General features: G+C 66.2%; 12 protein-coding genes and 1 pseudogene. 4 read left to right on the top strand and 9 right to left on the bottom strand.

Annotated features, from left to right (window positions below; translation table 11 throughout):
* Window positions 1-416 precede the first annotated feature (416 nt).
* Both Psi02_RS37980 and Psi02_RS37975 read right to left on the bottom strand, forming a co-directional pair.
* Window positions 417-1,571 carry an MFS transporter gene (locus tag Psi02_RS37980; RefSeq protein ID WP_203980769.1) on the bottom strand — a complete coding sequence of 385 codons (1,155 nt, stop codon included), beginning with the start codon at window positions 1,569-1,571 and terminating at the stop codon, window positions 417-419.
* A 704-nt stretch (window positions 1,572-2,275) separates the two neighbouring features.
* Entirely contained in the window at window positions 2,276-2,908 is a 633-nt protein-coding gene (locus Psi02_RS37975; protein WP_203980768.1) for a LysE family translocator, read from the bottom strand.
* A gap of 81 nt (window positions 2,909-2,989) precedes the next feature.
* Between Psi02_RS37975 and Psi02_RS37970 the strand changes: the two are divergent.
* The 3 genes and pseudogenes from Psi02_RS37970 to Psi02_RS37960 form a co-directional block, all read left to right on the top strand.
* Window positions 2,990-3,573, top strand: a pseudogene (locus tag Psi02_RS37970) (IS256 family transposase); the annotation flags it as partial.
* A gap of 33 nt (window positions 3,574-3,606) precedes the next feature.
* Complete coding sequence (locus Psi02_RS37965; protein ID WP_239095507.1) at window positions 3,607-4,518, top strand: amidohydrolase family protein; 912 nt, start codon at window positions 3,607-3,609, stop codon at window positions 4,516-4,518.
* A 677-nt stretch (window positions 4,519-5,195) separates the two neighbouring features.
* Entirely contained in the window at window positions 5,196-5,588 is a 393-nt protein-coding gene (locus Psi02_RS37960) for a hypothetical protein (RefSeq protein ID WP_203980767.1), read from the top strand.
* Between the two features lie 420 nt (window positions 5,589-6,008).
* On the opposite strand, the gene Psi02_RS37955 is transcribed toward Psi02_RS37960, so the two are convergent.
* The 7 genes from Psi02_RS37955 to Psi02_RS37925 all read right to left on the bottom strand — a co-directional run bounded on the left by Psi02_RS37955 (window position 6,009) and on the right by Psi02_RS37925 (window position 13,003).
* The gene (locus tag Psi02_RS37955) at window positions 6,009-7,433 is read right to left on the bottom strand and encodes a glycosyltransferase family 39 protein (protein ID WP_203980766.1); all 1,425 of its coding nucleotides are present in this window, start codon (window positions 7,431-7,433) and stop codon (window positions 6,009-6,011) included.
* A gap of 151 nt (window positions 7,434-7,584) precedes the next feature.
* Window positions 7,585-7,812: a dihydrofolate reductase family protein gene (locus Psi02_RS37950; protein ID WP_203980765.1), complete on the bottom strand. Its 228-nt coding sequence runs from the start codon at window positions 7,810-7,812 to the stop codon at window positions 7,585-7,587.
* Window positions 7,812-7,991: a hypothetical protein gene (locus tag Psi02_RS41370; protein WP_239095506.1), complete on the bottom strand. Its 180-nt coding sequence runs from the start codon at window positions 7,989-7,991 to the stop codon at window positions 7,812-7,814. The genes Psi02_RS37950 and Psi02_RS41370 overlap by 1 nt, the downstream gene beginning before the upstream one ends.
* 24 nt (window positions 7,992-8,015) lie before the next feature.
* Window positions 8,016-10,874, bottom strand: coding sequence for a helix-turn-helix transcriptional regulator (locus tag Psi02_RS37940; RefSeq protein WP_239095505.1), 2,859 nt, complete (start codon window positions 10,872-10,874; stop codon window positions 8,016-8,018).
* A gap of 588 nt (window positions 10,875-11,462) precedes the next feature.
* Window positions 11,463-12,278, bottom strand: a complete 816-nt coding sequence (locus Psi02_RS37935) for an MBL fold metallo-hydrolase (protein WP_203980763.1) — start codon at window positions 12,276-12,278, stop codon at window positions 11,463-11,465.
* On the bottom strand, window positions 12,272-12,490 hold the full coding sequence (locus tag Psi02_RS37930) for a hypothetical protein (RefSeq protein ID WP_203980762.1): 219 nt from the start codon (window positions 12,488-12,490) through the stop codon (window positions 12,272-12,274). Before Psi02_RS37930 ends, Psi02_RS37935 begins: the two co-directional genes overlap by 7 nt.
* 117 nt (window positions 12,491-12,607) lie before the next feature.
* Entirely contained in the window at window positions 12,608-13,003 is a 396-nt protein-coding gene (locus Psi02_RS37925; RefSeq protein WP_203980761.1) for a VOC family protein, read from the bottom strand.
* 672 nt (window positions 13,004-13,675) lie between these two features.
* Between Psi02_RS37925 and Psi02_RS37920 the strand changes: the two genes are divergently transcribed.
* Window positions 13,676-14,189 (top strand): dihydrofolate reductase family protein (locus tag Psi02_RS37920; protein WP_203980760.1); only part of this gene is annotated, 514 nt, incomplete at its 3' end.

Raw genomic sequence — 14,189 nt, 5'->3', positions numbered from 1 at the left:
CAGGATTGCGCCGTATCGTCGGCGTGTTGCAGAAGGATCGCGCCCTCGACATTCTTGGTGAGATCGGGCAGCGACGATGTCTCGCCGGGAACGCCTGCTGTGGCGGGGATGTCTGGAGCGTTCATCGGCGCTGTGGAAGCCGGCCGCCTCGGGTTGTCGTCGCGATGTGATGAACATCCGGTAACGAGCACTACGAACGCAGCGAACAGCGCGATTGTGCGCATGCCACCCCCACGACGAGAAGCAACCAAGGCCGACGATTTACGTCGAAAAAGGAAATATTCCGGCGGACCGACAGCCTAACGTCGCGCGCGGCACTTGCTGATCGCTACTCCTGCGGTGACGCACTCAGAGCCCGCCAGCCTGAGGGCACTCAACTGGCGTCCGGGCGTGCAGCCCTGTTGGGCCGGGCCCGGTCACCCAGATCGCGATGCGTCTCCAGAGGGGAGTTCGACGCGGCGGAACATCCGCCACAGGGCCAGGTCGTAGAGGCTCTTGGCGGTCGCAGCGATGAGGAAGGGCCAGGCCAGTCCGAGGGGCTGCAGCAGCCCGGCCAGCGCGGGACCGGCGGGGCGGGTCAGGTAGCGGGAGGTGTTGGTGATGGCGGCTGTGGTGGTGCGTTCGGTGGGCGGGACCATGGCCATGACGTAGGCCTGGCGGGTGGGCACGTCCATCGAGGACAGGCAGGCGCGGGCCAGCAGCAGCAACGCCGCCACGGGGAATCCTGGGGCGAAGGCGACGCCGATGAGCAGCAGGTTGCTCGGCAGATGGGTGAAGACCATCGTGTTCAGCAGTCCGATCCTGGCCGCGAGGACCGGCGCGAGCAGGAAGGAGGCGGCCTGCAGGACGGCACAGCCCGCGAACAGCAGCCCGATGCTCGCCGTGTCGGCTTGGTAGTGGACGCCCAGCCAGTAGGCCAGGTAGGCCTGCACGACGAAACCTCCGGCCATGCTGTCCACGGCGAACAGCGCCGCCAGCCGGACCACGACCGGGCGGGGGCGGACCGGTGCGTAGACCTGAACCGAGGCCACCTCGAGCGAGGCGGGCAGCCGCAGGGCCAGCAATGCACCAGCCACGCCCACGGCCAGCAACACTGCGCCGAGCAGCGACCGTGAGGGCGGGAGCGCGCCCAGCAGCGCGCCGGCGGTCCCGGCGGCGGCGGCGACGGCGTTGTAGAGGCCGAAGCCGCGCACGGCCACGCCGCTGCCATCCAGCATGACCTGCTCCACGGTGGTGAACGGCCCGGACTCGACCACCTCGACCGACAGCGCGCCCGACAGAGCGGCCAGGCTCAGCAGCCACACGGGAGCTCCGACCGCGATCAGCGACCCGCACAGAGCCAGGGCCAGGTACAACACGGCGTAGGAGCGGCGACGGCCGAACCGGTCGCCCCAGCGGGCCAGGGCGATGCTGGCCAGCGCGCCCCCGGCCATCACGACTGCCAGCACGAGACCGACCCCGGCGGCCTGCAGCCCCTCGGCCCGCAGCAGCGTGGCGAGCTGGACGGCGGCCAGGCCGTACGCCAGACCGCGTAAGGCCTGCGCTGCGAAGATCAACCGCGCTGCGCTCACGCGTGCACCGGATCGATGAGATGCACCCCGTAGCCGTCTGAGGCCGGCCACTGTGCGTGCACTCCCATGCCGCCCCCGACGTCGAGGATGCGCGCCGCAGGCGACCTTGTGAGCTGGGTACTCTCGGAGGTCTCCTTCGTATAGTGCTCCATCAGCTTTGTGATCACAGGGAATCATGGTGGTCACTGGGGCCTGCGTTAGTAAAGGGGATTTCAAGGGACTCACTGGCCGAATGTCACGCACAGTAGTGCGCTGGGCAGGGCATCCCCCGATGACCCCGCCCTGGCCGAGTACTGGGCACGGCGGCGCACGCGGGTCAAACCCGCGCTGAACCGGTATACGCTGCGCCTGCTCACCAGGCAGGACGCACACTGTCCGCTCTGCGGAGACCACCTGCTGACCGCCGACCAACCACCCGTGGTTGCGTCGATCAGAAGCGGCAACGCTTCTTCACCAGTTCGGGCAACGCCAGCGGCTCAACAGGCTCGGAAATGTCGATGACATTCAGCAACAGTGCAGCGACCTACACGCAGCCCTATGAAACTTTTGCCCCATATGCGCAAGGGCGGAGCTGCCTGAGCAGCCCCGCCCTCCGTCCAACCCGGGAACGAGCCACGAGCAACGTTCGAACACTCATTGGCGATAGCAGTCACCTGGCTGGGGGACAACACCAACCAAGCGCCCGGGTGCGCTCCGCCGCAATGTCAGTGCTCGACGGCCAGTCGTACTCCCAGCCCGATGAATACGCCTCCCGTGGCGACGTCGATTCGACGGCGAGCGGTATGCCGGCGACGAAGCCATCCTCCGATCCGTCCTGCGAGCACACCGACCGTACCGTCGACGAGGAACTCCAACGCGATCAGGATGGCGCCGAGGATCGCGAACTGCACCCAGACCTGACCCAGTTGCGGGTTGATGAACTGGGGAAGGAAGGCGATCGTAAAGGTGACCATCTTCGGGTTCAGCAGGTTGGTCAACAAGCCGTTGAGGTACGCCCGGCGGCCCGACATCCCACCGCCGCCGACCGTCACCTCAGCCTGAACACCCTTGCGGTGACGAATCATCTGTATGCCGAGATAGATCAGATAAGCGGCTCCGGCGATGCGCAGCACGGTGAAGGCGAACGGCACCGCGGCGAAGAGGGCGGCTAGTCCCGCGGCCGCCACGGCAATGTGGATGGCTTCGCTCGTTGCCACTCCGGCTGTGGCGAGCAAGCCGGCGCGTGGACCACCCCGCATCCCACACCCCAGAACGAACAACATGTCCGGTCCAGGAGCGATCATGGCGATGATCGCGGTCACGGTGAACAGCGCAAGCAGATGTTGGTCGATAGGCATGACGGGATCGTCCCATATGTGACGTATGAGGCGAACTCGCTTATTTAGTCGGCGGGTGTGCATCACTATGAGCCGCCGGGCCTGCTGCGGGACTGCGCCCGCCGGGGCATGCGGGCGCCGGTCCTGGCCGTCGGAGACGGCGCGCTCGGCTTCTGGAATGCGCTGAACGAGGCGTTCCCCGACACCCGCCATCAGAGGTGCTGGGTTCACAAAACCGCCAACGTGCTCGACGCGCTACCGAAGTCGGCCCAGCCCGCGGCCAAGCGCGCGATCCAGGAGATCTACAACGCCGAGGACAAGGAACACGCGGCCAAAGCCGTCCGCGACTTCGAGCGGGCCTACGGGGCGAAGTACCCCAAGGTCGTCAAGCGGATCACGGACGACGAGGACGAACTCCTCGCGTTCTTCGACTTCCCCGCCGAGCACTGGATCCACCTGCGGACCACCAACCCGATCGAGTCGCCTTCGCCACCGTGCGACTGCGGACCAAGGTCACCAAGGGTGCCGGCTCCCGCGCCGCCGCACTGGCCATGGTCTTCAAGCTCATCGAGTCCGCCCAGGCCCGCTGGCGAGCCGTGAACGCGCCCCATCTCGTGGCGCTCGTCCGCGCCGGAGCCCGCTTCGAACGCGGCCTGCTCGTCGAGCGCCAGGATCAAGCGGCATGAACCAGGTAGGCACGAGGCGCAGGAGCGAGTTTGGTGGAGCTGCCCACCGGGGCGCGCCCTGCGGGAGGGCATGTGGTCTCCGGGACGACAGCGGAATGGCACGTCATATATCTTGACGTCAAGATATTAGCGAGGGTCAGGAGAGTCATGCAGGTAGAGCAGCGCCGCGTTCCCGATGACGCGAACGTCCTGCCAGTGTTCGACAGCCATATGCACATCTTCGACCCCGCTTACCCAATGACGGCAAACGCGGGGTTCTTGCCGGACATGTTCACCGTCGAGGACTACCTGACCCGCGTTGGGGCGCTGCCGGTCCGACTGGCGGGTGGTGCGGTGGTGTCCGCCTCCACGCAAGGCTTCGACCAGTTCTACCTTCTCGCCGCGCTCGAACGGCTCGGGCCGGGGTGGGTCGGCGTCACCCAGGTGCCCGCGACGGTGACCGACGAGGAGCTCGTGGCCCTGGACGCGACGGGAGTGCGGGCCGTCCGGTTCAACCTGCATCGGGGCGGCCGCGGCGTCCTCGATGACCTCGCCGCGACGGCGCGGCGGGTGCACACGACCGTCGGCTGGCACGTGGAGCTCTACGTCGACGCGCGAGACCTCGACGACCTGGCCGATCTTGTCGCCTCCCTGCCTGCGGCGAGCATCGATCACCTGGGCCTTTCCGCTGCTGGCCTGACCACTTTGGTCAAGCTCGCGGAGGCCGGGGTCCGGGTGAAGGCGAGCGGGTTCGGCCGAACGGACTTCAATATCGGGCAGGCCCTGCGTCGCCTATGGCGCGCCAATCCCGACGCGCTACTCTTCGGCACCGACCTTCCTTGCCCACGGGCACCCCGACCGTTCGCCGACAGCGACCTAGACGTCGTGCTCGACACCCTGGGACAGGAGGCCGCCCGCCGAGTCCTTCACGACAACGCCATCGCCTTCTACCGGCCGCACGCGTGAATCCCGCCACGGGGCAGCCTGCAGGACGACAGTCGGGATCCTCATCCAGCGCGGATGCCGTGGTGCCGACGGGCCCGCAACACTGCCAACTCCAAGATCAACAGTCGGCGTTGCTGACCGACACCTCATCCACAGGTCTTGACAATTGCTCCAGCATGACGGCTCCCAGACAGTCCTGTCACGTGGCCCGGAACCCGTGAGTGTGGCAGGAGTCTCCACCACTGGAAGTTAGCGCCCGGTTCAGAAGGCAGGAGGGTTCCGGCCGTACGGTCGCTGGCCCAGAAGGCACACCCAGGCTCATGGCCCTGCGATCAGCTACGAAATATTGAGAACCACCGAGACACCTGGACCGTCGGTGAGCCGCAGCCGTGCCCGTCACGTGCCCGTCAGAGCGGTGACTCACGGCAAGTCACGGAAGGTCACGAGCGAGACGATGGGGCGCGTGACCAGCGTCGCAGCAGCTCAGAGGATCATGTACACAGATCTTCCAAACTGGGGCTGCGCCGCGGGTTCATAAGCGATCTTCGGGCTCTTCTGTGCCTTGGCATACACCATGCCTACCCCGTGGCCGATGCCATGACGTCACAGAAAGTACGCTCTGATCACCATCACAGCGCCTATGAGACACACGACCAGACGTCCAGTGTCTATAAGACTGCTAACCCCCAAGAGGTCCCGTGGCTGAGGCTGCAGAGAAGAACGAGCGTATGTCGCTCGCGGTCAAAAGTGCCCAGTCCATCATGATCGTTCAAGGGGCGCTGGGACTCTTGTCCGGCGTGCTGCTTATCGCTCCGCTAGCGGCATTGGGCGGCAAAGGTGATGTCCTGACATCACTGGTTCTCGGCCTCAGCGTTGTGATCGCAGTGCTGATCGGCTGGTGGGCAGGCAAATGGATCTCGCGTAGAAGACGGGTCAGGATCGCCGCGCTTGGACTCGAGTGCCTCATGGCTCTCACCTACGTCTCCGGACGTACGCTCGACCCCCCTCCCAATATGTACAGCCTGGTCCTGCCCGCCGTCGTACTCCTTCTGTTGCTCCTACCCTCTGCTAAAGCGTGGTTCGACCGCTGACCCGGTAGGGAGCGGCTGCGCTCATCAACCACTGGCCCGCGTGCCCGGCATCACCTCCAGAAGCGTGACCCTGCTCGCCGACCCCACATGATCGGCTGGAGTTACACCACTCAGCGGGACGTGACCGTCACTCACTCACTTCGACCCACATATGCCCAGGCCAGCGTTTGTGCAGGTCAGCACGCATGCTGTTGAAAGACTTCCCAAGCTGACAGCGCGGGTTCGATTCCCGTCACCCGCTCCAACGACGAAGGCCCTGGTCAGAGGTAGTTTCTCGACCCGGGCCTTGATCTTTTTTAGCGCCATTTCGATCTTCCGTGCAATTGACGTGCAATTAGAGCCTGTTTCTAAGTCCACTACAGGCAAGTCCTGGAACTGCTGGTCAGGTTGTCGTAGAACGACAATGGCCGGACGATTCGTCTAGCTGATGGTCCGGAGCCCGGGCCACATCGCGGTCCACGACGATCTCAGACCGGTGCAGACCGAGACGGCCTTACCCTGCTCGCCGTTCGGAACGCCCACTCCGTTGTCAATCCGGGCCACGTCGTGGCAGCCGACGAAGAACCTGCTCCAGTCGGTGGGCCGCCAGTCGCCGACGTGGACGACAACCGTGCGTCGAGGCGGTGGCGGGCCCCATGACCAGTACGAGTTGTGACCGGAGTAGACGGGCGGCAACCCCGATCCGAGCAGGTCGAGTGCGCTCGCCTCACTGTAGTCATTGGTCAGGATCACCGCCCGGGCGCGCTCGTCGGCGGGCAGGGCAGCCACCACGCCCTCGACCGTGGAGGCGAACGTCGGCCAGCCGATCTGGTTCGGGGTGTCCGGGACCGTGGCCGGAAGGGTGCTGGCGGCATAGGTGGCGACAGGCAGAACCGGCAGCGTCAGGAACGCGAGGAACAGACCCGAGACCACAGCTGCGACGGCGAAGATCGACCCCTTGAGACGAGCATGGCCGCGTGCGAGCCAGCGGTCGATGACGATCGAACCGGCGGCCATGAACACGGCCGCGCTACCGATCGCATAGTAGGCCTTGCCCCCGGTCACGACGACGAAGGCGAGGGCCACGGGGCCGGCTATGCCGATCGCCCGCCACGGGACCGCGTCCCTTGAGCGCAGAAGCCAGACCGATCCGGCCAGGCTCACAGCGAACAGAAGCGGTCCGGTGAAGAGCCAGAGCAGGGGCAGGATCTGGGCGCGGTTGTCGGCCGCGTACCCGGCGATGCGCGAGGCCATGGTGAGCTGGGGCCAGCCGTTCGCCGCCTGCCAGACGAGGTTCGGCGCCCAGAGCAGGAGAGCGATCCCAACAGCCGCCCACGGCCACACCGAGCGGACGACGTCCCAGCGCCGGGCGACGAGCAAGCCGAGGGCCAGCCCCGCGGCCAGGAACAACAGGGTGTCCTTGTTCTGCAGCCCTATGCCGGCGGTCAGGCCCACCACCAGCCACAGGCGCCGATCGGCACCGGCGAGAAGCCGGACCATCAGCCACAGGATGAACGCCCAGGCGACCAGGTCGAGACCTGTCGTGGTGTCCATGTGGCCGGCGGCGAGATAGCCGGAGACAGCGGCCGTGACGGCCGCCAGGAACTGCGCCCGCCGGGACCCGCCGAGGTCGCGCGAGATGAGCGCGACGAGGACGACGATGAGCGCCGTCTCCAGGGCCGGCAACACCCGGACCGCGGTCGGCGAGACTCCCAGCAGGGCCACCGAGGCGGCGGACAGGAGCGGGGTCAGCGGCGGCTGGTCTACGTAGCCGAAAGCGGGATGCCGCCCCGCCACGACGAAGTACATCTCGTCGCCCAGGAAGCCGTATGCGCCAGAGAACGCCAGCAACAGAGCGACCGTCAAACCGGCCACCACGACTACCAGCCAGGGAACGGCAAGAGACCAGGTACGCCCGCGTGATTCCGACACCGTCACATTGTGATCTCCGCGCCGTTGCAGCGCTAGGAGGAACCGTCATCCACCGGCACTACTGAGAAAGGGGTCTGGGGAGCGGTCATGTTGGGATGCGGTAGCGGAGGCGTACGACGCCGTTGTCGAATCGGTGCTCGTCGAGGAGCTCGAGGTCGGTGCGGATGCCCGCTGGCAGGGCCGGTTTGCCGCCGCCGACGATCATGGGCCAGACGAACAGCCGGCATTCGTCGACCAGGCCCGCAGCCATTGCCCTGGCGGCCAGGTTCGCCCCGCCGATGATGAAGGCGAGTTGTGGCGATTCGGGGTCCATCAATGCTCCTTCTTGTCGGTGAGCTCGGCGGCCTGGACCGCCGCGAGGTGGGCGGCGAGCGAGGCGCACCACGGGACTATCCGGACTCGGAAGGCGACTACGGCCGTGCGTGCGCCGTTGAGGGATATCTCGGGTTGATCGACATGGGCTCCGCCCAAGCGTTGGCGATCGGAGACCATCCGGCGCTCACGACATACCTGGGCTTAAGCGCCCTTGATGAGCTCAGGGCATTCTTTGGCAACGATGCAGGCCAGCTCGGCGCGGGATGCGATGTCGAGTTTGCTGAACATCCGGCGAAGGTGGGTGGACACCGTGTGAGGCGACAGGAACATCCGCTCGGCGGCCTGGCGGTTGGTCATCCCTCTGGCGATCAAGCCGGCGACGGCGCGTTCTGTGTCGGTGAGGCTGTCCCATCCGAAGGTCGGCCGCTGGGATTGAGTCCAGTGGCGGCGCCGTACGCCAAGCGCCCGCAGCCGGGCTCGCACCCGGGCCACGTCCCAGAGCGCACCGATGCGCTCATAACCGTCGAGCGCCTCATCCAGGCTGTCGACGGCCTTCGCCGAGGCATCGGCGCCGGACGTGGTGGCCCACAAGACGCCGAGGTCTTCGGCGACCAAGGCGCGTGCCCACGGCTCAGGCTGATCAGCGGCGGCGGCCAACGCGTCGGGGTCCTGGTGGAAAATGCCGCGGGCGTGGGCGAACGTGATGGCGAAGACGGGGAAGTCCGGGTTGTTTCGGGCCAGGTACTCGGCCGTGTCAACGATGGCCTGCGCATACGGACGGTTCGCCGCGGCCAGCGCCAGCCGAGTCATCCAGGCGGCCGTAAGAGGCGTCGTGAGCAGTGCCCAGCGCCGCTCCTCATCGTCGGTGTAAATGGCGTGGAGGATCTCGATCGCCCGCCCGGGATCACCCTGGGCCTCGGCCACCGCCGCCATCACCCACCTTTCCCACACCGATCCGAACAACATCTCGGGCGCGGCGGGGATGGACTGACATCGCTCGATGTGCCCGACCGCGGCGTCGAGGTCACCCTGCCGCAGGGCAACGACAGCGAGCATGGACAGTCCGACGCGGATGAACCCGTGCGTGCCCAACTCCTCGGCGATCATTTTCCCGGCCTGAGCCTCGGCGGCGGCGTCATCAAGTCGACCGACGCCCAGATTCAGCACGGAGCGGAACAGTGCGGGTTGTGCGGCGAGCACGGTCAGCCCGAGGTCGTTGATTTCCTCCTCGGCGGCCTGGATGGCGATGTCGGCCGCATCGAACTCACGCATGGCTCTGTAGTGGAGGCTCAGTATCAGGCGCGTATACGGGCGCTGGATGGCTTCGACGGTGCCGCGGTCGGTGATGTGCAAGGCTTCGCGTAGATGCGCGAACGAGTCGGCGATCCGCCCATCGACCATAGCGAACCGAGCGAGCAACAGGAGAGCTCCGACGACGGCGGCATCGGCGTGCCGCTCGCGGTCGGCCAGAACGGCTTCCGCTCGTTGTCGTCCTTTCCGGAAGTCGTTCAGGCAGGTAAGCCCCCAGAACATCGTCCATTCGGCGATGCCGCGAAGGTCCTCGGGCAGGTCTTTTTGGGCGAGGAGGCTTTCGGCCTCGGATACCGCATCCGCCGGTCGGCCGCTCAGCAGCAGGATGTGCGCCAGCGCGCATCGCAGGCGAGGGCCGTGCAGAGGCGGGGCCCTGCCGAGTGCGGCACGGGCAAGATCGGCTGCCTCGGACAGCCGTCCGATCACCGTCAGGGCGTCGACCGCTGTGGCGGCGCGACCGAACCAGTCAGGGTCGGCGGAGCCGCTGAGTTCAAGCGCCCGCAGGGCGAGGTCGGCGGCGGTCTGCGGTGAGGACCGCAGCACCTCCCGCGCCGCTTGGTCCAATCCGAGCAGTGCGGACGTATCACCGCGGCCGGCGCTGTGAATCAGGTGCGCGGCGGCGGGAACGGCCGACCCGCCGCGTTTGAGCAGCATCTTCCCTGCGTCGTGGTGCAGGGACCGGCGGACCGGGGTGGGGATGGTCCCGATCACCGCCTGCCACAGCAGATCGTGCCGGAAGGTGAGCTCCTCCCCGGCGGGTTCGATGATGCCCGCCGACGTCGCCTCCTCCAGCATCGGCAACAGACCATTGGTCGATTGGCCGAGCATTTCGGCCAGATCCTTCACCGAGAACGAACGGCCTAAGATTCCGGCGCACTGGAGCAGATGCCTGGTCCGTGTGGACAACTCCTCCAGGCGTTCCTGGGTGACTGCCTGAGCATGCGGCAGGCATGCCGCCATCCGCGCGTGACCATCGGCGATCTGGAAGACGCCCTCGCTTTTGAGCTTCTCAAGGAGATCGACGAGCTGGAAAGGATTGCCGTCCACGATGCCGGCCAGGGCCAGCACGTCCGGTTCGGGCGCTGCCCCGAGGACGTCGGTGACGACGTCTGCCACTGCTCGCTCGTCCAACGCCTCCAACGTGATCCGGATCGCGCCATCACGTTCCAGCACATCGAACAGACAGTCGAGGCGCGGACAGTCGCCGCTGCCGCTCGTACGAGACAGCATCCAGACGAGCGGATAGGAGGCGAGATCTCTGGTCATCGACCGCAACGCCAGCAGAGTTATCGGGTCAGCCCACTGCACGTCATCCAACGCGAGAAGCATCGGTTCCTGAGCCACCCGCTGCTCCAACGGTCCCTGCAGTTGTTCTACCAGCAGCAGTCGCTGATCGGCCGGACCACAGATGTTCATGTGACCGCCCGCGGGAAGCGCGCGGCCCGATTTCCCGAGCGCCGATGTCAGCGGGGCCAGCGGTATCAGCTGGGTCAGTTCGTCCGCCGCGCCCTGGGCGACTCCTAGCCCCATCCCCGCTGCCGCGGTGGCGGTGATGCCGAGCATGCGACTCTTTCCGACGCCCGACCGGCCCTCAACCAGTAAGACCCCACCCCGGCCGACCTTGGCCGCCTGCAGCAAACCGACGACAAGCTTCCACTCCCGGGCGCGGCCACGCCAACCAGGCCACGATGATCGGCAGAAATTGGACCTGTCGACAGCTTCGCGGTCAGCATGGGTTGAATGCCCCATAAATCCATAAATCACCCGTACGTCAGCCCGTGTCAAGTGCAGGATCGGAGGGAGGCCTGCGGTATCTCCGTCTTCGTGAGCGCCGCCTTCGGGAGGAAAGCCGTCGCCCCGCTCGCGAATACAAGGCCTTTACCTGGATCCATCCTCCTCGCACTCTCCATCAGTACGACATCGTCCCGGGAGCCAATATTTGATCTCAAATGTTTTGTCAAAACCGGACGAGCTGGCGGCCTACGTTGGCGCCCGGTTACGTGAGCGTGGCGGTGCTCGGCCGACAAGATCCACGCCCGCTATCGATCCACCTTGAGCCAGTCAGGCTGGCTCTCGGGCCATTAGCGGGCCATTAACCAGGGTGACGAAGGGTCAACCACGGTCACTCATGCCAGGTCGCATGCCCAGGTCAACACCCCTAACGGCCGTGACCCACGCACTTCCCGAGCTGACAGCGCGGGTTCGATTCCCGTCACCCCGCCGCTTTCGTGCAGCCTCCCCACCTGGCCGAGATCGTGAAGCGGGGCCGCAGGATGCGCAGGCGCGTGACCGTGGGTGTGGCACTGGCAGGGACCACCGCGTGCCGCACACTGATCGCTAGCGGGGCGTCCCGTCGCGCTCGCTTCTTTGGGCAAGGCGTTGGAGTTGCCCTTCGTGCACGTCGCTCACCCACTCCCAGCCAGGCTTGGCCGATGGGCCGACCCGTGGGTCGGCGGGGACTTGGCCGTTCCGCAACGCGAGTACGTACGCCCGATCCTGGTCGATCCGTGCCTGTACCTGGTCGAATCCGCCGACGGACCCGTGGCCGGGGACGACAATGTCAACGCCGCCCGCCACGCTCTCGAGCAACCGCAGCGCGGCGAGATAGTTCTCAACCGGGTCAACGGTGCCGTTCACGTCGAGCATCGGAATCAACACATCGGACAGCATGTCGCCGGCGACGAGAACCCGGTGTTCCTCAATCAGCAGCGCCGCGTGGCCGGGTGCGTGGGCCTGATGCTCGAGGATCCGCACCACCGGGCCATCCCACGGAATTCGTGCAGTTGCCTCGGGCAGGCCGGTGATGTTCCCGAGCAGTTCCAGCGGCACGTCCTCGGGGATGCCGAGCCGGACCGGATCGATCCCGCCCGCCAGCCGGTCTCGGGCAGTAGTCACGCAAAGCGCGGTGCCGTAACGCGGCGCTCCACCGAGGCTCGCGTGCCAGAGCAGGTGATCCCAATGCGGATGCGTCGAGAAGCCGGCCACCACGGCCTGACCCACATCGGACAGGTCGTTCGCGAGACACGCCATCTCATCGCCGTGGATCCCGGCGTCGATGAGCAACACGCCGCCCCGGCCCAGCACGACAACGGCGTTGCTCTGGCAGAACTCGCTCTCATGGACCCACACACCCTGTGCGACCTGCCTCAGCATTGGCCGGCCTCGAGCTCGGCGAGCTGCTCGTCGGCATCAAGGGTCTTTTCGCCGTTGCGGGGAAGCAGGGGAAGCATGCGTGCATGATGCCAGGACAGTCCGACAAGGACCGAGCAAAGCAACGATGACAGCCGAAGGCCGGGGGCGTGGATGCGGGCGTGCTCGACACAGGTCCCGCAGCGGGCACGCCAGATCGAGGCGATCACCTGCACAGGGCGGCGGTGTCCTTGGATGAGTGCCCACCCCGCCTGCCATCGACCCAGTCGAGCCCAGCAGGGGCGGTGACTTCACTCGCGGGACCACCCCGACCCGGCATGGCTACGCCTGGGCTAGATCAGGCCCTGGTCGGTCCAGATGACGCCCTTGTTGCGGCACAGGCAGAAGGGGTGGCCGATCGGGTCGGTGTAGACCCGCCAGCCGTAGCCGTCGGGACCGATGAAGTCCTGCTGCAGCGTCGCGCCGAGGTCGAGGACGCGGCGCTGCTCGGACTCGATCTCGTTCACTTCGAAGTCGAGGTGGAACTGCTTGGGGTGCTCGCTGTCGGGCCACTGCGGAGCGCGGTAGTCGTCCACCCGGATGAAGGCCAGCTCGACCTCGCCGAACTTGATGCCGGCCCAGTTCTCGTGGCTGCCTTCCTTGATCGGGCGGCCCGTCACCTCGGAGTAGAAGGCCGCCAGCTTCATCGTGTCCGGGCAGTCGATGATGAAATCGGTGAGTTGCAGCATCACGCGATCCTGTCACAAGACCCATGGACGGTACGTTCGGACCTCGATCATTGCGGTCAGCGGTGTCTTGACATCGAGACTTCGTGCCAGGGTCCTTTGTCCTCCTCGCTGCTTGAGTGTCCCGGCCGTGCCCGCCGAGTCAAGGACGCCTACGGCGTCGCTTCGCGATCAGCTTCGCAGACCCTTGACACGGCGCTCCCGACCTGGGGACCGGCAGCTACAAGGAGGATGGGGGCAGACCAGGAGGCGGCAACGTCAGCACGGCATCGCCCGAGCATGCTGCTCAGAAAGGGCTGCTCATCGGCCGCGCGTCTCATACGCGTCCGCTGATCGCGATCTTTAACACGCTGACCACGCGACATGTAGGTGGTCACACATCAGCGTCAGCGTCTTGTCCAGTCCCGCGACATGATTGACGGTTCTGTCCCACCACATGCTTGACGGATGCCCTAGGAAAGTGACTGGCCTTGCGGGGCCGGGCCGCCTTGAAAGCTGTGGTCGAGGTGACGGACCGAGATCCGAGACACGAGCACCGACAATTTTTTCTGCCTTGACAGAACTAGTATTCGGTAGCACAGTTAACGCCGCGCCCCCGGAACGGCCGATCGTCGACCGCTCCTGAAGGTCGGGGCCGGCCGCACCATTGCGCTGATCCCCAGCAAGGAGGACGGAATGTCGAAGATCGTCGTGTCGCAGTTCCTGACTATCGACGGGGTCATGGAAGGTCCCGGTGACCATCCGGAATTCGACCGCTCGGGCTGGGCCTTCCAGTTCGATCGCGGCGAGGACGGCCACAAGTTCAAGCTCGACGAGATCTTCGCCGCCAGCGCTCTCCTGTTGGGCCGCGTCACCTATGAGGGCTTCGCGGCGGCTTGGCCGACGAGGACTGATCCGATGGGCTTCGCCGACAGGATGAATGGCATGCCGAAATACGTCGTCTCCACGACGCTGGGCGAGCCGGGATGGAGCAACTCCACCGTGATCAGGGGAGACATCGCCGAGGAGGTCGTGGAGCTCAAGCGGCGGTCGGACGGCGACATCCTCGTCAACGGCAGCGGGCAACTCGTCCGGACGCTCGCCGAGCATGGCCTCGTCGACGAGTATCGGCTCATGGTCTACCCCGTCGTCCTCGGCGCCGGCAAGCGGCTGTTCGGCGACACGAGCCACGCCGCGAGCCTGCGGCTAG

This window comes from Planotetraspora silvatica (genome assembly GCF_016863315.1).
GTDB classification, from domain to species: domain Bacteria; phylum Actinomycetota; class Actinomycetes; order Streptosporangiales; family Streptosporangiaceae; genus Planotetraspora; species Planotetraspora silvatica.
Note: the sequence above shows the minus strand (reverse complement) of the source record. Positions and strands in the feature narration are given on the sequence as shown.